19 protein-coding genes and 1 pseudogene are annotated in these 26,503 nt (G+C 53.3%); 6 read left to right on the forward strand and 14 right to left on the reverse strand.

Annotated features, from left to right (window positions below; translation table 11 throughout):
- Nucleotides 1-24 precede the first annotated feature (24 nt).
- The 3 genes from ACR0I1_RS10405 to ACR0I1_RS10415 are packed head-to-tail and all read left to right on the forward strand — an operon-like array spanning nucleotide 25 to nucleotide 3,055.
- Entirely contained in the window at nucleotides 25-1,110 is a 1,086-nt protein-coding gene (locus ACR0I1_RS10405) for a hypothetical protein (protein WP_480706304.1), read from the forward strand.
- Entirely contained in the window at nucleotides 1,100-2,383 is a 1,284-nt protein-coding gene (locus tag ACR0I1_RS10410) for a glycosyltransferase family 2 protein (protein ID WP_480706306.1), read from the forward strand. Before ACR0I1_RS10405 ends, ACR0I1_RS10410 begins: the two co-directional genes overlap by 11 nt.
- Nucleotides 2,384-2,395: 12 nt before the next feature.
- Nucleotides 2,396-3,055, forward strand: coding sequence for a sulfotransferase (locus ACR0I1_RS10415; protein ID WP_480706308.1), 660 nt, complete (start codon nucleotides 2,396-2,398; stop codon nucleotides 3,053-3,055).
- Nucleotides 3,056-3,344: 289 nt separating this feature from the next.
- Here ACR0I1_RS10415 and nadC read toward each other — a convergent pair whose 3' ends face one another.
- From nadC to ACR0I1_RS10440, 5 genes are all read right to left on the reverse strand, one after another.
- Nucleotides 3,345-4,196 carry a carboxylating nicotinate-nucleotide diphosphorylase gene (gene nadC / locus ACR0I1_RS10420; protein WP_170394237.1) on the reverse strand — a complete coding sequence of 284 codons (852 nt, stop codon included), beginning with the start codon at nucleotides 4,194-4,196 and terminating at the stop codon, nucleotides 3,345-3,347.
- A gap of 12 nt (nucleotides 4,197-4,208) precedes the next feature.
- On the reverse strand, nucleotides 4,209-5,747 hold the full coding sequence (locus ACR0I1_RS10425) for an L-aspartate oxidase (RefSeq protein WP_480706310.1): 1,539 nt from the start codon (nucleotides 5,745-5,747) through the stop codon (nucleotides 4,209-4,211).
- The gene (gene nadA / locus ACR0I1_RS10430; RefSeq protein WP_480706312.1) at nucleotides 5,744-6,715 is read right to left on the reverse strand and encodes a quinolinate synthase NadA; all 972 of its coding nucleotides are present in this window, start codon (nucleotides 6,713-6,715) and stop codon (nucleotides 5,744-5,746) included. Before nadA ends, ACR0I1_RS10425 begins: the two co-directional genes overlap by 4 nt.
- Before the next feature lie 77 nt (nucleotides 6,716-6,792).
- Nucleotides 6,793-7,674 carry an NrtR DNA-binding winged helix domain-containing protein gene (locus tag ACR0I1_RS10435; protein WP_170509435.1) on the reverse strand — a complete coding sequence of 294 codons (882 nt, stop codon included), beginning with the start codon at nucleotides 7,672-7,674 and terminating at the stop codon, nucleotides 6,793-6,795.
- 865 nt (nucleotides 7,675-8,539) lie between these two features.
- Nucleotides 8,540-10,603, reverse strand: a complete 2,064-nt coding sequence (locus tag ACR0I1_RS10440) for an alkyl/aryl-sulfatase (protein WP_480706314.1) — start codon at nucleotides 10,601-10,603, stop codon at nucleotides 8,540-8,542.
- A 293-nt stretch (nucleotides 10,604-10,896) separates the two neighbouring features.
- Between ACR0I1_RS10440 and ACR0I1_RS10445 the strand changes: the two genes are divergently transcribed.
- Nucleotides 10,897-12,594 carry a tetratricopeptide repeat protein gene (locus ACR0I1_RS10445; RefSeq protein ID WP_480706316.1) on the forward strand — a complete coding sequence of 566 codons (1,698 nt, stop codon included), beginning with the start codon at nucleotides 10,897-10,899 and terminating at the stop codon, nucleotides 12,592-12,594.
- Nucleotides 12,595-13,159: 565 nt separating this feature from the next.
- Here ACR0I1_RS10445 and ACR0I1_RS10450 read toward each other — a convergent pair.
- Together ACR0I1_RS10450 and acdA are read right to left on the reverse strand one after the other, a co-directional pair.
- Entirely contained in the window at nucleotides 13,160-13,513 is a 354-nt protein-coding gene (locus tag ACR0I1_RS10450) for a hypothetical protein (RefSeq protein ID WP_480706318.1), read from the reverse strand.
- A 341-nt stretch (nucleotides 13,514-13,854) separates the two neighbouring features.
- Nucleotides 13,855-15,072: a 3-sulfinopropanoyl-CoA desulfinase gene (gene acdA, locus ACR0I1_RS10455; protein WP_480706320.1), complete on the reverse strand. Its 1,218-nt coding sequence runs from the start codon at nucleotides 15,070-15,072 to the stop codon at nucleotides 13,855-13,857.
- 95 nt (nucleotides 15,073-15,167) lie between these two features.
- Between acdA and ACR0I1_RS10460 the strand changes: the two genes are divergently transcribed.
- On the forward strand, nucleotides 15,168-16,052 hold the full coding sequence (locus ACR0I1_RS10460) for a LysR family transcriptional regulator (protein ID WP_480706322.1): 885 nt from the start codon (nucleotides 15,168-15,170) through the stop codon (nucleotides 16,050-16,052).
- A 338-nt stretch (nucleotides 16,053-16,390) separates the two neighbouring features.
- On the opposite strand, the gene ACR0I1_RS10465 is transcribed toward ACR0I1_RS10460, so the two are convergent.
- From ACR0I1_RS10465 to ACR0I1_RS10485, 5 genes are all read right to left on the reverse strand, one after another.
- Nucleotides 16,391-17,116 (reverse strand): alpha/beta fold hydrolase, encoded by a 726-nt coding sequence (locus ACR0I1_RS10465; protein ID WP_170423485.1) that lies wholly within the window; start codon nucleotides 17,114-17,116, stop codon nucleotides 16,391-16,393.
- The gene (locus ACR0I1_RS10470; RefSeq protein WP_170635906.1) at nucleotides 17,113-18,669 is read right to left on the reverse strand and encodes an ABC transporter permease subunit; all 1,557 of its coding nucleotides are present in this window, start codon (nucleotides 18,667-18,669) and stop codon (nucleotides 17,113-17,115) included. Before ACR0I1_RS10470 ends, ACR0I1_RS10465 begins: the two co-directional genes overlap by 4 nt.
- The gene (locus ACR0I1_RS10475) at nucleotides 18,666-19,721 is read right to left on the reverse strand and encodes a quaternary amine ABC transporter ATP-binding protein (RefSeq protein WP_170801754.1); all 1,056 of its coding nucleotides are present in this window, start codon (nucleotides 19,719-19,721) and stop codon (nucleotides 18,666-18,668) included. The genes ACR0I1_RS10470 and ACR0I1_RS10475 overlap by 4 nt, the downstream gene beginning before the upstream one ends.
- Nucleotides 19,722-19,810: 89 nt before the next feature.
- Nucleotides 19,811-20,776, reverse strand: a complete 966-nt coding sequence (locus ACR0I1_RS10480; protein WP_170611809.1) for an ABC transporter substrate-binding protein — start codon at nucleotides 20,774-20,776, stop codon at nucleotides 19,811-19,813.
- A 29-nt stretch (nucleotides 20,777-20,805) separates the two neighbouring features.
- A complete protein-coding gene (locus ACR0I1_RS10485) occupies nucleotides 20,806-23,133 on the reverse strand; it encodes a DUF1989 domain-containing protein (RefSeq protein WP_480706324.1) in 2,328 nt (775 codons plus the stop codon).
- 113 nt (nucleotides 23,134-23,246) lie between these two features.
- On the opposite strand from ACR0I1_RS10485, the gene ACR0I1_RS10490 reads away from it, so the two are divergent.
- On the forward strand, nucleotides 23,247-24,257 hold the full coding sequence (locus tag ACR0I1_RS10490; protein ID WP_480706326.1) for a LacI family DNA-binding transcriptional regulator: 1,011 nt from the start codon (nucleotides 23,247-23,249) through the stop codon (nucleotides 24,255-24,257).
- A gap of 391 nt (nucleotides 24,258-24,648) precedes the next feature.
- On the opposite strand, the pseudogene ACR0I1_RS10495 reads toward ACR0I1_RS10490, so the two are convergent.
- Both ACR0I1_RS10495 and ACR0I1_RS10500 read right to left on the reverse strand, forming a co-directional pair.
- A pseudogene (locus ACR0I1_RS10495) lies at nucleotides 24,649-24,876 on the reverse strand (transposase); the annotation flags it as partial.
- Between the two features lie 59 nt (nucleotides 24,877-24,935).
- Nucleotides 24,936-26,453 (reverse strand): glycosyltransferase family 2 protein, encoded by a 1,518-nt coding sequence (locus ACR0I1_RS10500; RefSeq protein ID WP_480706328.1) that lies wholly within the window; start codon nucleotides 26,451-26,453, stop codon nucleotides 24,936-24,938.
- Nucleotides 26,454-26,503 lie beyond the last annotated feature (50 nt).

A 26,503-nucleotide genomic window follows, 5' to 3' on the forward strand; every position in this document is an offset into this window, starting at 1 on the left:
CAACCCAGGCAACAGGAAGAAACTATGAAGCGCTGTGCAATTGTACAATTTGAACCGCGCCATGAAGAAGTCATCCCCAGCTTGGTGGCCGCCTGTAATGCCAACGGGTACCGACCACGAATCTTTCTGCATCGCCGGATCTTAAAGCTGCGCGGAGATATCATGGCCTTGGTGCCGGGATTGGAATTTGATGTTGAGTATGTGCCTTTGAGCACACCGGATTACCGGGCTGCGGATGCACCAAAACATATCAAGTCTACTATGGCTGCAATTGAAGCGGCCGAACATGACTTCGTCCTGATGGCCTCTTTGAGTCGTCCAAAAGCGGCAAGCTGGGCGCATGGAGTGAAGAAGCCATTGATCATGGTCCTGCATAATCTGGATCAGTTCAACCATATGGCACCCCTGCGCGAGACGCTTCAGATGCCAAATGCGCGCTACATCAGCCTGAGTGCACATGTCACGGCTGAATGGATCAGCCGGGTGGGCAAAGCCCATATGGACAGGATCGCGACGTTGGAGCCGTTTTATTGGATCGATGATCCGGAACCAAAGTTGGGCCAGCCGCGTCAGGTCGTGATCCCCGGCAACGTTAACATGCGGACACGTGATTACCCTGGCCTGCTGGATCTTCTTGGCAATCGACCGGACGCCTTTCAGAATCTACATTTCATTCTGCCGTCAGGAGGCGGAGATCGCGCCAAGGTTGAAAGTGAGATCCAGGACCGAAAGCTTGACGCGCGTTTTACGTGCGTGCCTTTGGACGACAGCGGGCAGGTGGGGCATGCCGCGTATTTTAACGCACTGGCGGGCGCTCAGGTGATACATCCGCTCATGCCATTTGACTATGAACAATATCAACGGATCAAGATCACATCTGCCCTGTCCTCTTCGGGTGGATTCTGTGTGCCGATCGTCATGGACCGCTGGTCAGAGGCCTGTTACCGACCACCAATGCTGATTGCTGACAATGGGTTGGAGGCAAGCCTGACCCGCATTTCAGGGGCGAGTGATGCAGAACTCGGCGATCTGCAGGTAGCACTGAAGTCTTACCGCCGATCTGCACTTGCAAACGGAGCTGTCGGGCTAAGACGGCTAATTGAACAATAAGTGCATCTATCCGGTTCACTCTCAGCCTTTTAGATCCACCTACCACCGAGTTGGAAATCGCCCAAGTTGGCAACATGATGCCGCGCCGTACTTTTTTCGTTCCTACGCGAAATTCGCAGTTCAGAACATCCGCAAAACCGTTATTCTCAATGAGCACCACATGACATGCGGTCTGGCAGATGACCAGACTGAAGCGTCGGATCAAAGGAATAGAATGACACGAAAGCTAGCGATCCTGACGGTCAAAGATGAAGGCGCGTTCCTGTTGGAATGGCTCGCCCATCATCAGATGGTTGGATTCACTGATTTTCTGATCTTCTCAAATGATTGCGCGGATGGCACCGATCTGATGTTGCACCGACTCGAAGAGATGGGGCAAATCACTCATATCAGCCATGAAGCCAAGCCTGATAAGAGCGTACAGTGGCAGGCTATGAAACAAGCCGCCAAACATCCTCTATTGAAAGAAGCAGACTGGATATTGGCGCTCGATATTGATGAGTTTGTAAATATCCATATTGGCGACGGCTCATTAAACGCGCTCATCCATAGCCTCCCCGAGGCGGATGCGATCACGCTCACCTGGCGGCTATTCGGAAATGCAGGGATCGTTTATTTTGAAGATGCGCCGGTGACCCAACAGTTCACTTCGTGCGCCCCCAAACCCATCCTTTGGCCGTGGCGCGCCTCGATGTTCAAAACGCTTTATCGCAACAACGGGATTTACCGTAAACCAGGCATTCATCGGCCAATTTCGCCTGATCAGACCCGCGTGGATGAGGCGCGCTGGTATGATGGATCAGGCCGTTTGCTTGGTGGCGATCATCGCCGCCAGCGGGTATTTTCCAACTATACCCAAGATACGACCATGAGGGTTCAGCTTAACCATTATGCTTTGGGCGCGATGGACTCCTTTCTGCTCAAACGTGCGCGTGGACGTGGGGTGCATTTCAAAGAGAAAATCGGCATGGATTATTGGGTCGATTACAACTTTAACAGCGATCAGGACGTCTCTATTTCCCACTACCAATCGGCACGGGCTGCTCGGGTTACCGAGCTAAAATCAGATGCCACACTGAAGAAGCTACATGACAAGGCCTGCGAATGGCGGCACAAGCGATTTAAGGAACTTTTGGAGTCAGAACCTGAACGCGCGTTTTTTGCTCGCCTGATGATGGCTGGCCAAACCACACCTCTGACGGAGCATACGGCCCGTCAGCTTATTTCAGTTGCCATGCGCGCGAACCAGAAAGCCGCCGCAGAGTCCGAGTAGGAGCCTTACTTCGTGCCGCAATCATCAAAAACCCATCCTGAATATCTGTCTACCCATGCAGGACGTACGCGGCGGATATTTCAGGTCGGTTTCAACAAGTGCGGCACAAGGTCGATTTCCGCCTTTCTAGATAACAACGGCATTCCGACGGTTCACTTCAAGCGTGGCAATCTTGCCCGCGCGCTCGCTAACAATCTTAAGTATGGCTATGCGCCGCTCAATGGCATTGACCGTTGGGTCGGCTACACCGACATGCAGATGGTGAGCGGCTCACGCGTGATTGAAGGTTGCCGTTATTTTCGTCAACTCGCGGCATATTATCCCAATTCCTATTTCATATTGAACACTCGAGACAAAGACAGGTGGATCGCAAGTCGCCGAAACCATGGCAATGGGTTTTATGCCGAGCGTTATCGTAAGGGTATGAATTTCGAGTCGGTTGATCAGGTAATTGATCATTGGTCAGAAGAATGGGACCGGCATCATCAGGAGGTGCCCGAATTTTTTAAGGACCAACCGGATAAATTATTGATATATAATATAGAAACAGACAGCCCTGACCAGATGTCCGAGTTCCTTGCGCCTGATTTTGAGACTGATCCGACTTTCTTCGGCCATGAGGGTAAAACGTCCGGAGGCAATGACGCCGACGATGCGGTTTCTCCGAATTGAGATGTCATGGCCTGCTTATTTAAGCAGCATAAGAAATCGAGTGTGGGCGAGAACGAAAGGTTCGGTCGCCAACTCTCTGACGAATGAATGCGACTTAAAACTTGCCCAGCTTAGCTGGCTAACGGAGTGACAAGATTGAACAGGCAGGCTGCGCCGCCGCGCACCTTTTGATTGCCTTGATTCCTATGGTACGCGCGATGCTCTTGCCGTTGGCAATCTTTTGGAAAGGCCGTTGATTTCGACAATTTGGGCAATGAGCGTCGTAACTGTTGGTTTACTCTTGGTGCTGTTAGAGCACAAAATCCAGACCAATATCGAGGCAGTGTGCACTGTGGGTGATCCAGCCCATAGAAATCAAATTAACACCGGTGTTCGCCACAGCCCGCACATTATCTGGGGTTATCCCGCCTGAAGCTTCGGCAATGGCTTGACCATCAATCATGCCTATAGCTTCGCTTAAGGTTCTTGGATCCATGTTATCCAGAAGCACCGCATCAACACCGATTTTCAGAACTTCGGCCAGCTGCTCCAGCGTGTCGACCTCGATCTCGACCTTGACCATATGACCGACTGTCTCTTTGGCCCGCGTCAAGGCTGGGCGGACACCCCCGGCTATAGCGATGTGGTTGTCCTTGATCAGCACCGCGTCACTTAGGGAGTAGCGATGGTTCATGCCGCCGCCTGATCGCACAGCGTATTTCTCTAAAGCCCGCAAACCGGGCGTTGTTTTTCGGGTACAGACGATGGCAGCACGCGTGCCTTCGACGCGGCGAACCATATCGGCAGTCACACTTGCAATACCCGATAGATGACCCAAGAAGTTGAGCGCCGTACGTTCGGCAATCAGCAGACTGCGCGACGGCCCTTTGAAGGTAGCGATCACTGTGCCGGGCGCGACTGTCCCACCATCCTCGACATGACGGATTACTTTGATCGCCGGATCTATCAGCTCACAAGCCAATTCAGCACAATCCAGACCGGAAATACATCCGGATTGACGCGCGCAAGCCACAACTTCGGAAACATGATCCGAAGGAATAACAGCCGAAGAGGTGACATCTCCGGCGAGGCCCAAATCTTCATCAAGTGCGCGGCGGATCACCGGCTCCAGCATCGTTCGGGGCAACGGGGCTAGGGGCATGATAGTCATTTCTCAAGCAGTCCTCAAAAAGGGTTCCTGACTGTTCAAACTCGCATGAGCAAGTACTTCGGTCAGAGTCATCAAAAGAGATTGCGCGTTCGCCTCAGGATTAGGGAAGTCACTTCGGTAATGTCCGCCACGCGATTCTCGGCGCAGATCGGCAAAGACCGCGATCGAAAGCGCGACTAGTGCCGGGTCAGAAGCGCAGGCAGCGGTTTCGACCAACGGAGATAACTTTGAAATGACTTGACGCAATCCCACCTCGTCGCGGATCAAACCCAGAAATTTTGTAGCCAAAGGCCGGACAGAGCTAGGGTCAGAACGAGGCAGAGCGGTAACTGTAGGCACAAATGACAGGTTTCTCATTTCTGCCTTGGCAACATCATTTGCGGCGCGGCATCCCATCACCACCGCCTCCAGCAGTGAATTGCTAGCAAGGCGATTGGCACCATGCAGGCCAGTGGCCGCGCATTCACCTATGGCCCAAAGGCCTGACAGAGTGCTTCTTCCATACTCATCAACGGCGATACCGCCCATGTGGTAATGCGCAGCCGGAAGTATCGGTATGGGATCGCGCGCCGGATCAATTCCGCTTGCTGCGCACAATGCATGGATGCCAGGGAACCGCTGGACAAATTCGGCACCAAGCGCGGCACGAGCATCAAGAAACACTCGCCCACCTTCCAATATGACCTGATGCACGGCACGAGCCACCACGTCGCGCGGGGCCAGTTCAGCCCCCGGAATATGCGACATGAAGCGCTTGCCGGTTTGGTCAATCAGAATTGCGCCTTCGCCCCGGACGGCTTCACTGACCAATGCCAGTGGTGTCTGCTTGGCATCCAGCGCTGTGGGATGAAACTGGACAAATTCCATATCGCGCAAGGCTGCCCCGGCACGGGCGGCCATCATGACACCCTGGCCGAAATTACCTGAAGGGTTGGTGCTGACACCAAACAAACCGCCGCAACCGCCTGTCGCCATAACGACCTGAGATGTGCGCAGTACCTCTGCTTGGGCATCTTTTTGCAGATGAACGCCTGTGACGTGTCCGTCTAGCGTCAACACCCGTCGGGCTTCGACTCCGGTCAAGCAAGTGATCGACTGGCATTGCAACACAGCACGCGCAAGGGCCGATGCGATTTCGGCTCCGGTGCGGTCGCCGCCTGCATGCAGTATGCGGCGGCGGGAATGCGCGGCCTCGCGCCCCAAGGCATATCTGCCGTCGGCGGTTCTATCGAAACGAACGCCATGTTTCTCTAAACCAGTGATCGCCTTTTGCGCTTCGCAGAGAATGGCCGACGCCACGGTTTCATCGCACAACCCGTCGCCGGCCCGCAAAGTATCGACCAAGTGTTGCGCAGGATCACCATCCGCGCCTAGTTCGGCGGCAACCCCTCCTTGAGCCCAAGCGCTGGAACATTCCTGGCCCAGCCCTGCACGGGTGATTAGTACTACGGGTTGTGGAGCCAGTTCCAGCGCAGCCGTCAGCCCGGCGATGCCGCCACCGATGATGGCAGTTCGACCATGAAGCCCTTCGAGCCCGATCATTTCACTGCCAGCATCCGTTCTACCGCGCGGCGCGCATCTTCGGCGATGGCCGGATCGACGGTGACTTCGTGATGGCCCAGTTCCAATGCGCTGCGAATGTTGCGCAGACTAATGCGCTTCATATGTGGACACAGGTTACAGGGGCGCACGAATTCCACCTCAGGATGGTTCAGCGCCACGTTGTCGCTCATCGAGCATTCGGTCAGCAGGCAAACCCGCGTCGGTTTTTTATCACCGACGAAATCCGACATGACTGCGGTAGAGCCAGAAAAATCTGCTTCGGCAACCACTTCGGGCGGGCATTCAGGATGGGCCAGGACCGTAACACCCGGCCACGCTTCGCGCATTTCACGTATATCGGCTGGAGTAAACAGTTCGTGCACCTCGCAATGTCCATGCCATGCGATCAATTCGACATCGGTCTCTTTGGCGACGTTCTTGGCGAGATACTCGTCCGGGATCATCAACACGCGCGGCACTCCGAGGGATTCCACCACCTTTACTGCGTTGCCCGACGTGCAGCAGATATCCGATGCCGCCTTCACCGCTGCCGAAGTGTTTACATATGTGATCACCGGAACGCCGGGATGGGCTTCGCGCAGAAGCGCAATATCCTCGGGTGTGATGGAATCTGCCAGTGAACACCCCGCCCCCAAATCTGGGATCAGTACCGTCTTTTCCGGGTTCAGCAGCTTGGCAGTTTCCGCCATAAAATGCACACCAGCCAACACAATGACATCGGCATCAACCTTCACAGCTTCGCGCGCAAGCGCAAGGCTGTCGCCCACGATATCGGCAACTCCGTGGAAGATCTCCGGCGTTTGGTAATTGTGGGCGAGGATGACCGCATTCCTCTCACGCTTGAGATCAAGGATGGCTTCCAGATCATCTTCAAACAGCATCCATTCGGGTTGCGGGATGATCTGCTTTACCCGGTCGTAGAGGTCTGGAAGGCGAAAATCTTTCATTGGCTTCTCCATTTATACTCGAATCGAGTATATTGAGGCCATGCTTATTCTCGATTCGAGATTATGTCAAGCGAGGTTCAGGACCGGGAGAGAGGTAATCTGACGCCCGACAGCATGCGAGCCTCTAGAATGGCCGGCCTATATCGGAACAGGCGCGCCGGGCGACCACCGGTGCCGCTGGACATTTCGCCGGTATCTTCAATCAATTCCTGCTGATCAATCTGGCGGCGAAAATTGGGTTTGTGCAGGTGTAGACCAGACAGCGCTTCGACTGTGCGCTGTAACTGCAGCAAGGTGAAGCTTTCGGGCATGAGCTCGAACACCACCGGAGAGTATTTTATCTTGGCCCGCAAGCGAGATATGCCGGTGGCGAGAATGCGACGGTTGTCCGCTTCCATGTGACGACCGAATTCAGGAGTGTCAACAAGCCCTGCTTCGTACATCAGCTCATAACGTTGCAAAACCAGTTCTTCGTTCCAAGTCTTCCCATTCAAACCAAACAGATAGTCCACACGCTGCAGTTTTAGCGGATCACTTCCTGCCCAAGCTGAGATACGTTTGATAATTTGCGGTAGCTCTTCTGGGCTGCGATCACGATGATCCTCCCATGGGAAGTACTGATACCAGCTACGCCATGCCGGACGTCCAGCACCGGTAGTATCCTGCTCCCGCACCAGACCGAGATAGCTGATCGAGATACGCTGAGAGTTGTCGGCATAACCCGAGCGTGGATCGCGATCCCTGTCTGCAAAGGTATAAAGCTGTTCAAGATATCCCACCGGATGGCCGGTCTGCGCCTCAATCCAGGCCCGCAAGCCGCTTTGTAAGCTGCGGTGTGAAGATTCGAACGGTCCCGAAGGTAGCGCGTTACCGCCACGCAAGGTCATGACACGCGGCTGATCATCAGTCACGGCGATTAGGATTGCGATCAGTTCGGCAGGGGCTAGTCCACTTGGCAAGGAATTTCCTGTTTGTAGAATGTCGCGAAGCGTTGGTTAGAATGTGCGTTCTAACCCAAATTTAGTACCTTGGCTTGAAGAAAAATACAGTGTGACGGGTGCTTCTTCAGAGAACAAGCATTTCTGGCCCAGTTAATCGTCCCACTGTTCTAACATCAGGTTACTACTTTCGGTCCAATGAACCTGAAATACAGTTTCGTCTCACGACTTGAGAAGTGTCGCAAGATATGGGTTCGGGCTGACCAAACAGCCCGTTGAGGTATTCGTTTCGCTAAGGTAGTTCTCAGAACGGTCTTACGTATGATCTTTTTGAAGGCTGCCGTTTCCGCAAAGACATTAATGATTACACTAAATACTTCGATTTGCGACACACAGTGTCTTATCGAAATTTGGAAGCGATCATAGCATATCGCAGCTAAGGTCTGACCACTTCACATTCGACAGTTGGGTTGTGAAGCTTCCTCCAGTTCGAAGATACCCATCCGACCCGCGGCGCTAAGCAGCCAGTTCTTTGAATCGTTGTACGGGACGGGGTCCAGGAGTGAATTGAAATCTACGGATCGGGACCTCTAGGTAGTTTGATATCTTGGCTGATGTTCACAAATTGCAAGTTTCAGAACATCCCAGTTTGATTTTTGCGTCATGCGCTTTGGCTTTCTTAGGCTGAAGATTCTGATCCCGCATTGACACCACGGATGAAAGAGTCCACGCACGGCGGTAACAATCCAGCAGTCGTTCGGGCGGGGCATTCTGCTGCTCCGATACCAGCACTACTGGTCGAAAACTTCTCCCGGTCCAATAGTCAGAAAGAGAGAGGCCCAGGGCAGCAAAACCCTGAGCCAGCTTTCAATCGGACGGTCCCGCCTCAGCCGCCACTCGAGTTTGCTAACCCGGGCTGGGCAAAATCATTGGCGGGTGGTGTCAAATCCTGCGCACCGGTGCCGGGCATCAACTCGAAACCCAAATCGAATTGATCCAGGGTCGAAGCCAGTTGCGCTACGATCTCGGCGTTGCCCTCAGACTGCGCGGTGCCATCAGCGAGCATCTCGGTCAATCTGCGCTCACCGGTCATGACCTTTTCCAAGTCCGTGCGGCTCAGACTGATCGAAAGATCGGCGTCTTCCGCCACCTGGTCGACGATATGAGTCAGAGTGGCATTGCTCATCTCGACAACGATGTTCTCGTCCCGGTCGGGGATCGACAGGTTGATGGTGAACTCCATATCGGTGGCTTTGGCGCTATTGACGCGAATGGCCAGAAAGTCGAGCCACATCGTGGTCTGCATCGCCTTTATCGTATCGGGACCGGTGGTCTCGATGGTAGCGCCCTGCGGAATACCGTTGCGCAGTTCGAACGCCGCACCAAGGAACGAGTTGCGGACCGAAGGGCTTTCCTTCTGATACCCGATCTGCTCGAACGCGTCGGCCAACAGGTCCTTGGCGGCCTGGTTCTGTGGTTCGGCGTAGACCAGTTTGTTCAGAATCTCGGTCGCTTCAAGGTATTTGCCGGTGTCGACCAATTCCTGCCCTTTCGACAGGATCGGTTCGGCGCCGCCCATCATCTCGATAAACAGCGGCGCGCTGTCTTCTGGCGACAGAGGTGTGAGCGTGGTGGGGTTGGCATCCCAGTAGCCCAGATAACGGTTTATCACCGCCCGGCTGTTATGCTCGACCGAGCCATGATAGCTGCGCGCGGCCCATTGCTGCTGCAGGCTTTCCGGCACGTCATAGACGTTGTGAATCTGATTGATGGTCACGCCCTTGTTGGCCAGATTCAACACCCCGTTGTTAAGATTGGCGTAAGTGTCACGCTGCGCACGCATCACTTCTTGAATGCGCTCATTTCCGTAACGGGGCCAAGAGTGAGAGGCGAACATCAACTCGGCATCCTGCCCAAACTTGTACAGCGCGTCATTGACATGCTTGGACCAGCTCAGCGCATCGCGCACCAGTGCGCCACGCAAGGTATAGATGTTGTGAATTGTCCCAGTGATGTTTTCCGCCGCCCAGAATGCCTTGAGGTCGGGGAAATAAGTATTCATCTCAGCAGGTGCTTCAGTACCCGGTGTATTCTGGAAGATCATACGCACGCCGTCTACGATGATCTCTTCATACGCGTCCGAGACATAGCGGGTCGGTTCGATCAGGCCCGTGGTGCCAGCCGAGATGTTTTTGCCGATGGACTGATCCACATGGCCGAACGGGCTGCGTGGCAGCAATACGCCGTATTGGAAAAACAGACGGCGGTTCATCACGTTGCCCGCATAGACGTTTTCGGAAACCGCATATTCCATGAAACCTTCGGGCGCGATCACCTCCACGCCGTTTGCCACGTCCTCATCGGTGATCACCCCGCGCACACCGCCATAATGGTCGGCGTGGGAATGCGAATAGACAACCGCCTTGACAGGAAGTTCGCCCACGGTGTCGTTTAGCAGCTTCAGCGCTGCAGCGGCAGTTTCCTTGGAGGCCAGCGGGTCAAAGATGATCCAGCCGGTATCGCCACGAATAAAAGTGATGTTGGACAGATCGAAGCCACGCACCTGATAGATGCTGTCGTCGAGAATCTCGTACAGGCCGAAATTCATGTTCAGGATCGCCTGACGCTGCAACGACGGGTGGATCGAGTCGAACTCTTTGCCCTCGAGCAGATAGTCATAGCTGCCGATGTCCCAGGCGACGGTGCCATCCTCGGTTTTGATCTGGCGGTATTCTGGAACCGCAATTAGCCCCTTGCGGCTTTCTTCAAAGTCACGCTCGTCATCGAACGGCAGGTTATTGCGTTGGGTTTGCTGGAATTCGATCGTGTAATCCGAGGGCAACTTGCCCTTCGGGTCAAAGTGCTGAGGACTATCATCCTGCGCGACGGCAAGACCTGAGGTCAGCGTCAAAAAGGTGACGGTCAAGAGTAAGGTGGTTCGGCGTGGCATATATAATCGGTTCCTATCATGAACGCTTCAAAAGAGGTCGCAGCGCAGGAGGTCTGACGGGACGAACCACGAGGTTGAAATTCGTCCCGCCGGTGCATTGACGTCCAGAAGTGCCGAGATGCGCGATCTTTTGGAAGCCGGGTGCCTGCCTGTACGACCAGCAGTGCGGCCCTCTTATCCGCAGAATTTTTCCCGAGAAGTGCAAACATGTTGCCACCTGTCGAAAAACGCATGTATCAACGAGGCCAACATAATGGTTTTCCTTGGTTTTCCCGAGGCAGAGGGATATTGAAGTGGATACTACCGAGCGCGAAATTCGGGTACAGATGCAACGTATCCTGGATCATCCGGATTTCACCGCCAGCCCCAAACGCCGCGCATTTCTGAACTATATCATCGAGGAATATCTGGACGGTCGTTCAGATCAGATCAAAGGCGTGTCGATTGCCATGTCCGTCTTTGACCGCGACGAAAGCTTCGACCAGCAGGTCGATCCGATTGTCCGACTTGAGGCGCGGCGACTACGGCAGGAGATTGACACCTACTATGCCGGGCCCGGTCGGGGCGATCCGATACGTCTCACCATACCCAAAGGAGGATACGCGCCGCGGTTCGCAAAATCTTCACTGCCCAGCCCTGATCAGGCACCTGCTGACGCCCGGCCAAATGCCGGGTTCAGCGGACGACGACGCGCTGGGATTGGACTGGCTGTCGCCTTTGGCCTGGCATTGTTTGGGCTAATCTGGGGATTGACCCGTTCAGGGACGCCAGAGGAACAGGCAAATCACAGCTTGCCCAAAGGGCCCGTCGTGGCTGTACTGCCCTTTGAAACTCTGGGAGAGGGCCCCGAGTACCTCGCCGATGGTCTTACCCGGCAGTTGACGACCGAGTTGATCCTGTTCCGGGACATCTGGGTCTTGCCCCTTGGCAGCACACTGCATTCTGGTGAAACCGAGATTGATACGGCAAGCTTGCGTACAGAATTCAACGCGGATTTCGCGCTGGAAGGCAATGTGATGGACAGGGGTGACACCTTGCGCCTGTCCGCACGCCTCATTGATCTGAAAGACCGAAGATATATCTGGTCGCAAAGCTATGAGGTCAGCGATACCTCCAAGGAGATCTATGCGGTACAGGACAGCATTATCCGAGATGTAATGGGTAAACTGGCCGGGAAATACGGGCTACTGACGCTTGGCGCGATGCGAGATGCCGATAGAATTCCACCCAACAATCGCGATGCTTTTGACTGTGTGCTTGGTTATTACAGCTATCAGGTAACCATCAATCTGGATCGCCATGCCGAAATCAAATCCTGCATCCTGAACGCGCTCGAGAAGGCTCCGGATTATGCCGAGGCCTGGGCGGTGCTGTCGAACCTGTATCTGCAACAGATACGTTTTGGGCTGGGCGGAAATCGCGAACAGATTCTGGCCGCAGCCGATGCCGCAGCACGCCGGGCGGTCGAGATCGACCCAAATCTGGCGGCGGGACATCTGATGATGGCCAATATGCGGTTCGTGCTCGGTGATTTTGCCGGGTTCCGAGAGGCCGGGCAACGGGCGATTGACCTGAATCCGAATGACACCGACATTCTGGCCCATTACGGGATGCGTCTGGCGTTCAGTGGCGAATGGGACAAAGGACTTGCTACTGTAGACCGGGCAATCGCTCTGAACCCTGTGCATCCTCAGTGGTATCTGTTTCCGCGGGTTTTTTACGAGTTCGACCGGGGCGACTATGAAGCGGCGCTGGCACAATTGGAACAAATCGATATGCCAAGTTTCTTCTGGACCCATCTATGGCAGGCCGCGCTACACAGCAAACTGGGAAATGGGGAACAGGCCCAGGCGGCTCTACGCAGCTTGTTGGTTCTACGCCCAGATTTTTCATCTGTTGCATCGGATATACTTGCCATTTGGCAACTTGACGCCACTTTTAAGGAGAACCTGTTGGCCAGCCTCCAGAAGGCTGGTTTGTCAGATTCTTGACCGGCTTATCCAGTTTCCGCACACCTATTCATCGGTGGGTTTCACAGTTATCTGGAATCGCATCACCCTTGTACGCAGCAATAAGTAAACCACGTCAGATGGCTGACTTTATATCATCAGATCGTCGTTCGATTTTCTAGCTTTCACGCAAGCGGGCCAACGGTCGCTGCCGGTCCATATCTGGGATGGTTTGTCAGAGTTGGCGTTTTTTTGGGACGGCCTTTTACATAGTTTCGGCATTGCAAAACACTTTGCTCATCGGTGCTCAACATGCGGAAGTTGATCACCTGTAGCCTGAAAGAAGCGCGCTTCTGGGTGGGATATGTCAATTCGATGCGCCAACATGCAAGGCAATCGAGACGCATCTTTGGAAGATCTGCGCGACACTGTTCACCCACCCAATCAGGCAGGTTTCTTTAACTGTTACAACTGAAACGTTTATTCGGCATCAGAGCACTCCTTCTCTGGTCAGAATTTACCCCAAATTACGAACTCTGTTCGGGCCCTTTTTTGAGTCAAGGCCAAGGCCCCTTTCGATAAACCACTGAGTAATCTGCAGCCATTACTAGCCCACCACACCGTGACCACGCACCTGCATGCAGTTCACAAGCACATGACGCCGCGCCATTTCGTCATTGTACTGGCCGCGCACAGATCCGACTATGCCACCTGCGATCGCACCTCCGATGACATCTTCCTTCTCGCCAACAACCCAACCAGTAACCGCGCCATCAATAGCGCCGAACGTAGCATCCATTTTACGCTGCCCAGGATTGAAACTCGCGGCCATCAATCGGCATTCAGCCTCATCTGTGTAGAAGCTCGCATTCCTGGTTCCGTCAACCATCAGTGGCTTCTGCATCGGGTACTGAGTGCATGCGGTAAGACTGATGAGAGCAACAAAAATGAACTTTTTCATCGCAGCTTTCCTTTCGGGAATCGAAGTAATTGCTTGGCGTACACGCTAAACTTGCCTGCCTAGGCAAATCTCATTTAGGAAGTTTACTATTGTCGAAAAATAGCCCCGCCATTTTACGCAGCGTAAAATTGCATTTGTTTCGCTGGCTCGGTCGCAAACTTCTCTGGCGCATGAATACAGCGCCTTTCTTGCGCAGCTAAGTTGGCTAACTAGGCAACTAGATTAACGCGAAAAAACCGTCGGCCGAGCATGCCGAAGGCGTGACGGCACGCAGACGCGTAGGGCTGCGGCACAAGAAAGTCGGCGGCCCGAAAGTCCTTTTTCAATTTTTATAGGGTCTTCTATTCAGCCGCGTAACGCTCCATGTCGGCAAGGCGCGTATATCCGTCCCGCGTCTGTGGTGTTTTAATGCCTAGAATATTTCCGGCGATTTGGGTCCGGAGAATCTGTGCGGTCCCGCCGCCGATAGTGAACATGCGCACATCGCGATACATCCGCTCCAGAGGTTCACGATCGCTGTAGCCGCGCGCGCCGAACATCTGCAGCGCATCGCTGACCACCTTAATAGCCATCTCGGACGCAAAAAGCTTGGCGCGGGCGGCCATGGTCATATCGGGATACTGACTGCCGTTTGGGCCACGCGATCGTGCCGCTTCTTGGAGCAGCAGCCTGGCTGCATGAACTTGCGTGTCCATATCGGCCAGCATCCATTGAAGCCCCTGGAATTCTGCAAGCGGGCGCCCGAACTGTTCACGTTGAACGAGGTAGCGTTTTGCATGTTCAAGTGCCCCTGCCGCAACACCCATAGCAACTGCTCCCGCACCGACGCGTTGCGAATTGTAAGCGTTCATCAGGTCGGCAAAGCCACGCTTCAATCCTGAAGGCGGTTTGACCAGCCATTTCTCGTTGATCTCGACATTCTCGAACCGCAATTCTGCTTCGGGCATACCGCAAAGGCCCATCGTGTATTCGCGACCCACCACGGTGAACCCCTTGGGCGTATCTCCTGACATCGGGTCGGCAAACAGAATGAAACCGCCAATCCCCTGATCGACGCCTGCCTCATCGAGCACGCGGGCAAAGATCAGGTACAGCTTCGAGACCCCTCCACCAGTGATCCAATGCTTGGACCCGTTGAGGATGTATGTGCGACCCTGTTTCCGCGCGGTAGTCTGCATTTCGGTCGCGGCACTTCCCGAGTCAGGTTCGGTTATGCAGATCGCAGGCTTATCTCCTGCCAGGACATGCTGAGCACAAAAAGCCTTCTGCTCATCATTGCCGTACCCCATGACCGCACTGATGCCGCCCATGTTGCCCTCGACAACGATGCGGGCGGTCAGGGTGCAGGCTTTCGCGATCTCTTCGACCACCATGGTGACGTCCAGAAAACTCGCGCCCTGCCCACCATATTTCTTTGCAATGGTCATACCCATGATGCCAGCATCGGCCAATTCGCCAACATTCTGCCAGCAATACCTGCGCGATCTGTCCCAATCTGCGGCACGTTTCTCAAATTCTGGGGCCAGTTCTTTCGCAACGTTCACAAGCGGATGCGGCATGCGTGTCCCTCGTCTCTGTTTCTTAACAGAATACGCTTGCAGTAATACAACACAATCGAATAAAAATGGATATCTAATCCAATATACCTTAACTTATGCAGACACGTTCTCTCAGAACCCTCATACGGGTCTCGAATGTCGGCTCCTTTGCGAAAGCGGCCGAGCAGCAAAACATGACATTGTCTGCACTTTCAATGCAGATGAAGGCGCTTGAGGTGGAGCTTGGCGTCGACCTCTTTGACCGTACCGTACGACCACCGCGACTTACGCCAATCGGCCGGAGCGTCGTCGAGGCATCGATCCCGCTCCTGCAGCACGAAGACAGCCTTCTCAAAATCTGTCGCCCGACAGACACGCTTGTCGGGCATTTCCGAATAGGATTTGTCACAACTGCTGCCGTTCGCTTGCTGCCGAACTTCCTGAACAACGCAAAACGTCAAGCACCGCAAGCGACCTTCTCATTCGAAACCGGCCTGTCCAAGGTTCTACAAGAAAAGGTTGTAAGCGGTCAGCTTGATGCCGCCCTTCTTACAGATGCAGAAGGTGTTCCTGACACGCTTGCGGAAGAGGTGCTTCGAGAGGAACCCTTTGCCTTTGCAGCCCATAAGAAATTGCTGAAAGACGGCCTCGCGGGTTTATTGAATGCGCAGCCCTTCTTTCATTTTATGCCCGACACCGGGATCGGAAAACTCATTGCTGGAGAGATGCTTAAGCACAAAAGACCGAAGGATTCCGAAACCATTGTCCTTGATAACCTTGAAGCGATTATGGAATGTGTTTCGGCAGGCCTGGGATTTACGCTTCTGCCTGTCCCCGATGTTTTGCGGTACCGGTCTGACGACGTCAAAAGTATTTGTCCCCCACAATCGTCGGCTCGGAAACTTGTTCTTGCGACCGTGCGCAAGGGCGCGCTGGCTGGAAGTGAGGCGATGCTTGCCGCGCTATTTTCGACAGGCGAGGCCGTCGCTGCGGGCGAATAAGAAACACCTCTCCCGCACTCGCGGTTTCGCCTGGATCGACTATGATCTTGAAACGCACATGTGATCCCCGTTGCGTGTCCAGTCAGTTTGGACGAGTGCCCAAATAGAATCGGCTTCCGATCTTGAAGCCCTCTATTGGGTTCACACATTAACGGACCGTTATTACCATTCACCTATGGTTGCCATTGCTGCGATTTAGCCCTTAGTATCGGCCATTCGCTGCATCTGCGATGGCAACTCCTCCAATCTGATATATCGGCCATTTAAGATCGGGTGTGCAATATCTTCTACGCCGCAGAGACGCTAAAATCGGCAACGCTATCTGCACAAGCATCTTTTTAAGTCCGGCGTAAGAAATCCGACAGCACAACATTGAAGATATCGGGTTTTTCCAGATGTACCGCGTGGGCGCAGCCGGGAACGACGGAAAGCTCAGCCTGATTGATCGACGTCCAAAGTTGTTTGGTCTGTGTCCACGAATACGTGCGGTCCATGTCACCCCAGATCACCAGAGAGTTAGCTTTGATGGCAGAGAGATAATCATCGGCGCGCCAAGCGCGCATTGCGTCCAGCCCCTTGAGCATGGCATCCGGTGTACATTGCGCTGCAATCTCAGCGCAGTCTGAGTAAGCTTCAGCAGACCGGCCATCCAAGAACCATGTCGCAGCGATGCGGCGAGCTGTTTCCTGGAAACCCTCGGTTTGGGCACGCCGTTTGCTTTCCTCGATTGTCTCGAAACGGTCGGGCAGGATGCCAACCGCGCCAGTGGAGTAAAGGATCAACCCACCTATCCGTTGCGGGGCACGATGTATCATTTCCTGCGCGATCATTCCGCCCATCGAATGTCCCAAGAGGTTGAATTGTTCGACGCCAAGGTGGAATAGATGTTCCAGGACCCAATCAGCAAATCCGCCGATCGTGTCGATGCTAGGTAAGCCTGCATTCTGTCCGAACCCAGGCAAGTCGATCGTGATCAGCTTTTGGGTTTCTGAAAGTTGGTGCTGTTGCGGTGCCCATTGCGCGCCTCCACCCATGAAACCATGGACTAGGACAAGCGGCCTCACTTTCGCTGTCCCTGCACAATTCGGTCAAGTATCATGGCGCAAAATAGGATGGCAAAACCTGCAAGGATTCCCTGCCCGACATTGGCGTATTGCAGCGCCTCAAGCACGTCTTCGCCCAGACCCTTGGCGCCAATCAACGAAGCTACCACGACCATGGCGAGCGACAGCATGATGGTTTGGTTGATTCCTGCCCGGATCGAGGGGCTAGCCAGGGGCAGATCGACCTTTGTGAGCAAGTACCATTTGTTTGCGCCAAAACTAATTGCCGCTTCGCGCACGCTTTCAGGCACGCCGCGCAGGCCCAGTACGGTCAGGCGTACCACAGGAGTACCGCCGAAAATCATCGTGACAATAACGGCTGCGGGCTTGCCGACGCCAAAAAACGCGATCACAGGCACCATGAAGACAAACGCCGGCATGGTTTGCATGAAATCCATAATTGGTTGGATGAAAGCATAAAAACGCGGGCGCCGTGCGGCGAACATTCCAAGTGGAATGCCTATCACGATTGAGAGACAAGCAGCAGTGCCTAGCAAAGCAAGTGTCGTCATTGCCGCCTCCCAGAAGCCCAAAAGGCCCATATAGGCAAGGAAGGCTCCTGAATAGATGGCCGTGCTGATACCTGCCGTTAGCCATGTTAGCAGAATGATCAGGCATGCAATTACAATCCAAGGAGTCTGGACAAGTATGACCTCCAAGGCATCGAGCAACGCGCGGATGCCAATCGTCAGCCCATCAAAAAAAGCTTCACTGTTGCGGACACAAAATGCGATGAAATCTTCCACCCAAGTGATGCCGGTCAAACGGATATCGGGATCTGTTGGAAAGTGACTGAGCAATGAAAAACGCCCGGGGAAGCTGTAGTGCAACATTGCCGCTGTTACGATTAACGCCATGAAAATTGTGCTGAACACGATCTCTGAAACAGGCATAGCTGAACGTATCGAACGATCCGAAATCCATTCTGAAAACCGTGCCTCAAGCGCCCAGTTTGCCACAACCGATTGCACCGCTTTTATGACCAACAGAATAATAAGGCCCGACAATATGATCGCGGGGCCTTGGGCGGCCAATGCTTCGGCTTCGGCTCGTATACCGCCGATATTGGCCTCAAGAGATTCGACAGTACGCTGGTAGACATCAATCTTGTCGGAATTTGCTTCGATCGCAGCAGCCAATTGCTGACGACGCAACTCCAATGTTCCTTCAATTGAAGCGATACGAGCCATCGCGTCGGCTGCGAGGTCTCCAAAAAGACCGCGGGCAATCTGAACATAGGCGAGTGTTTCGATGATCAGGAATGGGAGTGCCCAAGACCACAAGCCACGCGCTCCGAACCAGATTGGACCGAAAATCCCGGCCATCAGATTGAAGGTCGCCGTAAAGCGAGCGGACGCGCCGATCTTGTCAAAGTTTTTGATGTAATAATCGGGGTTAGTACGTACAAATGTGCGAATGTTCTCGCGCCGCTCTTCAGCATAGGCCAGAGCAGCTTCGCTTTCGGTATCTTCCAGGGGGTTTACGCCATCAGGGTTCGCGTCGGATGTGCTCATGATACTTCCGTCCCCTCGATTACTGTGCGCAGCAAATCGGCGCGGGTAATCAAACCCACATCCCTGCCGCCGTCCTCCACCAGGATGGCGCTGCTGTGGTCAATCGCCAAATTGATCAGAGTGCTAAGATTTTCCGCCTCATTGACGCGCGGTGCATCTGCGTCCAACGGGCCATGGGTGGCTACATAGTCTGAAATTGGTTGCATCACTGCGTGCGCGCGCACCACTTTGAGGCGCGAGATACCCGCTACGAAGTCTGCCACGTAATCGTCGGCAGGGTTCATAACGATGTCTTCGGCAGTGCCGATCTGAACCACTTTGCCGTCGCGCATGATCGCAATTCTATTGCCGATACGCACCGCTTCGTCCAGATCGTGCGTAATGAAGATGGTAGTCTTCTTCAAAATCTTACTGAGCCGAATAAATTCATCCTGCAATTGTCGTCGAATGAGCGGATCGAGCGCCGAGAACGGCTCATCCATCAACAGCACATCCGGGTTCGCAGCCAATGCGCGCGCCAAACCCACGCGCTGCTGCATTCCACCGGACAACTCGTGTGCGAATTTCGATCCCCAGGCCCCCAACTCGACGATGTCCAGTATGGCGGCAGCCTGTCGCATACGTTCATTTTTGCTGACTTGTCTGATTTCCAGCGGTAAGGCGACGTTGTCCAAAACCGAACGGTGCGGCATTAGAGCGAAGTTCTGAAACACCATACCGATTTTGTTGTTACGGAACTGCTGAAGCTCTTGCGGCCCCAGTGCCATAACGTCGGTTCCTTCGATCTCAATCTTGCCACCGGTAGGTTCCAGAAGCCGATTGAAGTGGCGCACCAACGTGGACTTGCCGCTGCCAGACAGGCCCATGATACAGAATATCTCACCGCGGTTCACAGAAAGGCTGACATCAGCCACGCCGACAACACAGTTGAATTCAGCTAGTACCTCAGCTTTGCTCAGCCCACGCTCACGGATTGCCTGCAATGCGACTTCGGGTTTCGCTCCAAAAATCTTCCAGACATTCGATATTTTAATAACTGTATCGTCACCCATGCGTCCCCCAGCGGCCTCGGAATGGGCCTAGTTGGCTCAGGGTGGCAGCGAAATGGAACTGCCACCATGGTCATTTCTTCAGCTTGGGTTCAAAGACCCAGCCAACCATCCACACGCTCGGGGTTCGCTTCGACCCATTCTCTTGCTACGTCCGCCGGGTCGCGGCCATTGGCGCTGATTTCGAAGGCAAAGGCTGAAACATCATCAGCTGTTAACTGAAAGTTGGCAAAAAACTCAGCAATAGCCGGCGAACGGTCAACCAGCGAGTTGGACCATGCGATCTGCACGTTCTTAAGCGCGTCCTTGGTGGCAACTGTCGACTTTTCATACCAATCGGGATCATCCGACGGCTGCACCATCACATATTTTTCGGGGTCAAATGTGGGCTCCGACAGCATTTCCACGTCAAACATGTACCAAACTGCATGAGGTTTATAGCAATAGAATGCATAGCCCTCGCCCTTGGCGATGCTATCCTTGATACGCGCTGTTTTAACGCTTTCTTCGGCACGGACCGGTTCGATAAAGTCCAACAAGCCGTAGTCGCGCACCTTGACTTCGTTTACATTTGCTGAAGCCCAGCCTGGAGCACCGATCCACATTTCACCACGGCCATTGCCGTCGCTATCCATCAGTGCGGCAACATCAGGACGACCCAGATCGGCAATATCGGTGATGTTGTTCGCTTCACCAAAGTCCTTGGATACACAGAAACCTTGATTACCTTCGTAAGGGTTGGACGACAAGGTGACCGTGCCCGCGTCATCTACGTATTTTTGAGTAAAACTTTGTTGATTAGGTAGCCAAACATCAGGGTGAACATCGATGTCGCCCTTACCTTGGTCCATCGCCTGGAAAATCGTAGCGTTATTGCCGGGTACATACTCGACTGTGCCTCCGATCCTCATCTCGACAACCGCGCCTAGAAGATGTGCGATTGCCTGAGCACCAGTCCAGGATGGGACTCCGATTTTTACCTCTTCAGCCGCAGCGGCGGGCAGGGCCAAGAGGCCCAGCGAGACTGACACTGTCAGGGATTTCATGCTTATATTCATAGTAACTCTCCTGCTGGTAAGTTGAATTCTTATGCGCGCGCCCGCTTTCGTTGCGGGTCTATGAATGGAATTTCTGTGACTTTCGCACCAAGGCGTTTCATGCGCCCGTCAAGCTGCCCGATTTCCAGCCTATTTTCAGTTTTCGAGTGTTCCACCGAAAGGCGTGCGATCGCGATACCGTGCTCAAGCAAAGGAGACTTGGTTGCAGAGGTAATCACCCCGACCTGTCTTTCTTTTGCAAATACCGCATCTCCATGCATGGGAATATCGTCGGATTCTAAAACTAAACCCTTGAGGACTTGTCGTGGGCTCTGCCTGTTACGCTCCAGTGCTGCCTTGCCGATGAACTCAGCTTTGGTCAGATCAACAGCAAAGCCCAGACCGGCCTCGAATGCGTCGATGCCTGGCGCAAATTCGGCATTTGCAGCCGCCAAGCCCGCTTCGATCCTGATGATCTCCAGGGCGGCTGACCCCATCGGGGTAATCCCGAAATCTTCACCCGCCTCCATGATTGCGTCCCAAAGGGCGACAGCATCGGCCTTTGAGCAGAAAATCTCGTATCCAAGCTCCCCAGTGTAGCCAGAGCGGGACAGCATAAAAGGCGCCCCTTCGCGACCATTTAGTCGGGCAACAGTACAGCCAAACCATTTTAGCTGCTCAAGGGAGGGCACATGTGGTTGCGTGAAAACGATTTTACGCAGTACATTTCGGGAATTAGGCCCTTGCAACGCCAGGTTTGGCAGCGAATTCCGCAGATCATGGATTCGCACCTGAAACCCGCGTTCCTCCGCCAAGGACTGCAATGCTCGTCCGCTCTCTTCGGTGCCACAACACCAGCGGAACAGGTCATTTGCGAGCCGGAACAAAGTGCCGTCATCTATTACCGCGCCGGTATCATCACACATCAGCGTATAAGCCCCGCGCCACACCGGTAGCTTGGCAACATTGCGTGTCGTTGCAAGCTGCAACAATTTCTCAGCGTCTGGCCCAATGATGTCGAATTTGCGCAACCCGCTCATGTCCTGCAAAGTTACCGCTTCTCTGCAGGCCCAGTACTCGCCCAATGTTCCATATGACGGAAAACTAACAGGTGCCCACAAGTCCCGTGCAGGCGCAAAATGTTGGGTCAGTGGCTCCAGACGTTCGTGAAAAGCCGATTCCTGACTAATGGACATGGGGGCATCTTCCTTTTCCCGGTAGGCGACCGCACGGCGGATCGGTGTGTCTGGATGGTAGATCCGCACGTGCACATCTGTGGGATTCCAGCCATTTATCGGGTCAATGTCGTCTGGGCACGCCGTGGAAGCGCATACCAAGTCTTCCATTGCCCGCATTGCGACGTAATCGCCTGGGCGCGAATAGCTTTCATCTACCAGCAGTTCGTGGGAATTTTGATCAATCCAAGTATTCCAGAAGAAATTAACTGCAGGCCAGGCCGCGCGGCGTCTAACTCCATATTGCGCCAGTGTTTCAGAAATGTTGTCAGAACAGTTGACATGGCCTGGAAAACCTCGCTCAGCGTATCCCCGTGCGGTGCAAGCCAACCCGTAAGTATCGTGTCGTCCGCAAGTGTCATGAACGACATTTAGAAGCGGGTTCATGTCACTATCGAAAAACTTGTCGAGCATACCAGGGCCAGGATAAGCGCGCCGGACCAAAGACCGAGTTGCGGTACTGTCGATCAGCCATTCCTCACCTTTTTCGAGTTTATCTGCTCGCATTGCGATAAAGTCCGAGCATTGTTGGCCCTCGACATCAATGATTTGGACTATTTCGCCTTGCTTAACTTCATATGACAATCCAGTGCCGCGCTTTACGGTGAATTCTTTTCGCACATCACCCAGGGGTTCGGGCAATATCGAACTACTGGCATTTGCCATTTGATGAGAGATACTGACTGATCCGCCTCTGGACCCGGTTGCCAGTTGATCACGATCCATAGCCCGCATGATCCAAGCAGAAATTGTAGCACTGGCTTTTAGAACGATCAGATCATCGTTTTCAGGAAGGTAAGCGATACCAATCTCGGATTCTGGTTTACCTCCCTGAGCTGCAATCCAATTGATCAGTTTTTCGCCATCTACTTTGGAGAAATCCAAAACTCCTGCTTTAATAAGCGCTAGCGACACAAGCGCATCTCCGCCCACTTCGTCAAAAGCAATGACTTGCAGTTGGTTTTTAGGCCAATTGCCTGTCACCGACAGAAGATCACCTGGTCGCATGATAACATTCAGTACTTCGCGCGGACCTAGCGTATATGTTTTTCCGTGCGACGGCTTCTGAAACCCTGGGTAAAAGCGTCCAGGCGTCATGTAACCGCTATTGCTGAACTCATGTAGTATCGAATAATCGCGCATCGTATTCCAAAGTGAGTCGCTTATTGTAACTAGTTACATTATCTTGATGAAACTAGTTACATGTGTCAAGTTAACTGTCGCGAGATCGAGGATATCCAAGGAATTCAAAGGAATTGACCGAGCAGAAAAATAAGAAGCGCGCGAACCTTCGGGATGTTGCCAAGGCAGCAGATGTTTCTGTTGCGACGGTGTCGCGCGTACTGAATTCTCCGAAAACCGTGTCTGAAGACACACGCCGACGTGTGCTTGATGTTATTTCGAAGCTGCATTTTGTACCAAGTGCTGCAGCCCGTGCGATCAATTCCGGGAGAACCCGAGTCGTTGGGGCCATGGTTCCAACTTTGGACAACGCAATATTCTCAAAATTTCTAGCGGCGCTTGAAAAAGGTTTGGCACTAAATGGTTTGTCACTCGTAGTCGCAACTACCAATGGCGACCCGGACATAGAAACGAATAAAGCGCAAGGTCTGGTTGATATTGGTGCAGAAGCACTGATTGTTTCCGGCATCACACACAGTCAAGACTTCGAAAAGATCATCGAACGGACACGCCTCCCCGTGATCGCCACCTCCTACTATGAAAGGGACCACCATTTTCCGACCATCGGTTATGATAACGCCGGCGCTTCTTGCACCGCTCTCAGTTTTCTTCTGTCTGCTGGGCATAGAAATATTGCCGTGATTCACGGGCCAACAAAAAACAACGATAGGACGCTGGCACGGCTTGATGGTTTGAAGAATCCGGATGTGAACCACACCCTGCAAATGTACGAAACGGAAATTTCAATAAAAGGTGGCTGCGTCGCAACACAGAATCTTCTTGCAGGGGACACGGCCTTTTCTGCAATTCTCTGTTTTTCCGATGTCTTGGCGATGGGCTCTCTTTTTGAATTGCAAAGAAAGCGGGTAAAAGTGCCTCATGAAATGTCAATTGTTGGCATCGACGATCTGCCCTCTTCATCCTGCACCTTTCCTGAAATCACGACCGTGCATTTGCCCGTCACACGGATGGGTGAAGCCACTGCCGCAGCGATAGTTGAGTGGTTGGAAAACCAAGCCGTTCCTAAATCGAAACTTCTTCAGGCTGAACTGATTGTGAGGAACTCCACACGAAAATTGGCATAGATTGGCTTCTTGTACTGAAAATAGACTGAAGCGGTGTTAAAATGTGTGTTTTTCATCTAAAAGCTGACGCAATGAACATATGACTGCCATTGGGCTACTTCCAGTGAAAGGATGCTTTGTCCGATCAACCGCCATTCGTTACCTGGCATTGAGCGCCTGGATTATTAGGTTCGCGACGGGCCGAACTCAAAAAGAATAGACGCCAAATCGACGGTTGCTTTGGGTTCGTAGCAGACTTCAGAGGCGACACAGCAACTCGTGATATAGTCCCTTGTCAACGCCGGCTTGACGGTGTGTGCGGACATGGTGGATCGGATGGTAAGTCATAGAAACGCTACACTTACCTGCCATTCGCGCACTTTGCCAGTTTGGAACAAAGGGCTTGTCGTCAGTCAGAAACGGCCTTCTGCAGAAGCTCATTCTCCTTCTGCAAACGCTTGAGTTCCTTTCGTTGATCGGCTCCCATCCCACCATATTGCTTACGCCACCGGTAGTAGGTTTGTTCCGTTATGCGAACCTCGCAGATCGCATCTGCACGCATCATTCCCTAACCAACAAGCACATCAACTTGTCGCAGTTTCTGATCTATTTCCTCTGCCTCGTGTCTCTTGATCGAAATTCTCGATCCTCCGCTTTTCAATCATAACGGTGGTTCAAATCAAATGGGGTATTCCATTGTCAGCTATGCATATCCGCATCTATGATGGCGCGGATCCGTTGCAAATCCTCAAGTTCGATGCCGGTGATCTCGTCATAAAGGTTGCGAAACTCGAGCTCATCCATCAAAAACTCAATCTTAGCTTGGTGCCAGGCAACAGCTTTTTCGTGTAGCTGCGCAATCTGGGGAATGGCTAGCAACGCTTCCATCGCCACTGACAATCTGGCCAGGTTGCGTTGGATAGTGACGTCCTGATACTGGTTCCAATCCATCCGTATCCAATAGTTGCGCCCGACAGTGCGATCCACATGCAGGGCCCGTCCACGCTGGCGCTTGACCAAGAAAGACTGCGCAGATCTTAGTGCGTAGTGGTTTAGCTGGACCAGCTCATAGCCGATGGTCTTGATATCGGACCTCCAGCCATTCTTTGCCACTTTGTGCGTGATATCCTGACCCGATCCATTGACCCATAGCACCTGTTCGGCTTTTGCTTCTTTCAGCTTATTTGGCCGGTGACAGCTTAGTTTACGATAGGCACGAATATTCCTGGTGGCGGTCTTGAAGCCCCAAGCGGTATGCGGTTTGGGCAGATATGACGGAGCGCATCGGTCAAATTGCGCAATGACCGGCCTGTCCTCGTAGGTCTTTATCCCGGCCGACCCAAATTGCCGCCAGGTCATGGCAATATTGCTGACCCCCTCGGGCAGGCGCTTATAAAGTTCCGGCAGTGTCCCGTTACCAAAGCGGATGTTGATAAACTCATCCACATCAATATGGATAACCCAATCGGCACGTTTGACCACCTTGAGCTTTGCAGACTGGTTCAGAGCCCACTGTTGCGGGGAATTGCCCTTCCATTTGTTGTTGTCGACATGCGTGACCAGACCGGTTTTGGCCAGCGCATCCAGCATCAGATCCGTGCCATCCTCGCAGCCATTGGTATAGATAACAAAGTGATGCACACCGATCGATTGGTGGTATGCAATCCATTCCAATAGGAAAGGGCCTTCGTTTTTCATGCAACCGATCAGCACCGTGCCGCTGGTACCCTCTGGCGGCCTGAGGTCCACCGGCACCGTGTCACCCATGGGTCGACTTTCGTCAAAACTTGTCAGGTCATTGCGCGGCAAGAAGCGACGGGCAAATGGCGGCACTTCTTTTAGAGTGGATTCTTCTTTTGCAGAGGAGGCCAGGGTAGAGAATGCAGGAGGCTGCGCAGTCAGATCATCTGGCCATTCAATCCGGTTAACTATCGCATCGGCACCAAATTGTGTGGCCCAAATTCTGGCGCGATCAGATCCTGAATCAAGATCAGTCAAAATCAGGATGTCGGCCGCCAATTGCCCCAAAACTTCGTGGACTCGACCAACAGAGACTTCCGTGGTGAGGTTTTCTGCTAGCCCTGGCATGGCCAAAAGCATGAACCGCGGTCGCTCATTAGCAATCGCACTGGCGAGTGCGGGCAAAAAATCGGGCGGCTCGGCCTTTGCACGTCTTCGCCGTGTAATCTGCGCAAACGTAACCAGTTGCTGCTGCAAATCCGCATTATCGATACTCAAAACAGACGCAACCCCATTGGCTTGGCGCG

This window comes from Ruegeria sp. B11 (assembly GCF_056539785.1).

What these genes read in the sequence shown, in the direction of transcription:
- ACR0I1_RS10480 (WP_170611809.1), bottom strand. Translation starts at nt 20,776, where the DNA reads ATGAATATAAGCATGAAATCCCTGACAGTGTCAGTCTCGCTGGGCCTC.
- acdA (WP_480706320.1), bottom strand. Translation starts at nt 15,072, where the DNA reads ATGCCGCATCCGCTTGTGAACGTTGCGAAAGAACTGGCCCCAGAATTT.
- ACR0I1_RS10460 (WP_480706322.1), top strand. Translation starts at nt 15,168, where the DNA reads ATGCAGACACGTTCTCTCAGAACCCTCATACGGGTCTCGAATGTCGGC.
- ACR0I1_RS10405 (WP_480706304.1), top strand. Translation starts at nt 25, where the DNA reads ATGAAGCGCTGTGCAATTGTACAATTTGAACCGCGCCATGAAGAAGTC.
- ACR0I1_RS10425 (WP_480706310.1), bottom strand. Translation starts at nt 5,747, where the DNA reads ATGATCGGGCTCGAAGGGCTTCATGGTCGAACTGCCATCATCGGTGGC.
- ACR0I1_RS10485 (WP_480706324.1), bottom strand. Translation starts at nt 23,133, where the DNA reads ATGCGCGATTATTCGATACTACATGAGTTCAGCAATAGCGGTTACATG.
- ACR0I1_RS10440 (WP_480706314.1), bottom strand. Translation starts at nt 10,603, where the DNA reads ATGCCACGCCGAACCACCTTACTCTTGACCGTCACCTTTTTGACGCTG.
- ACR0I1_RS10475 (WP_170801754.1), bottom strand. Translation starts at nt 19,721, where the DNA reads ATGGGTGACGATACAGTTATTAAAATATCGAATGTCTGGAAGATTTTT.
- ACR0I1_RS10450 (WP_480706318.1), bottom strand. Translation starts at nt 13,513, where the DNA reads ATGAAAAAGTTCATTTTTGTTGCTCTCATCAGTCTTACCGCATGCACT.
- nadC (WP_170394237.1), bottom strand. Translation starts at nt 4,196, where the DNA reads ATGCCCCTAGCCCCGTTGCCCCGAACGATGCTGGAGCCGGTGATCCGC.
- ACR0I1_RS10470 (WP_170635906.1), bottom strand. Translation starts at nt 18,669, where the DNA reads ATGAGCACATCCGACGCGAACCCTGATGGCGTAAACCCCCTGGAAGAT.
- nadA (WP_480706312.1), bottom strand. Translation starts at nt 6,715, where the DNA reads ATGAAAGATTTTCGCCTTCCAGACCTCTACGACCGGGTAAAGCAGATC.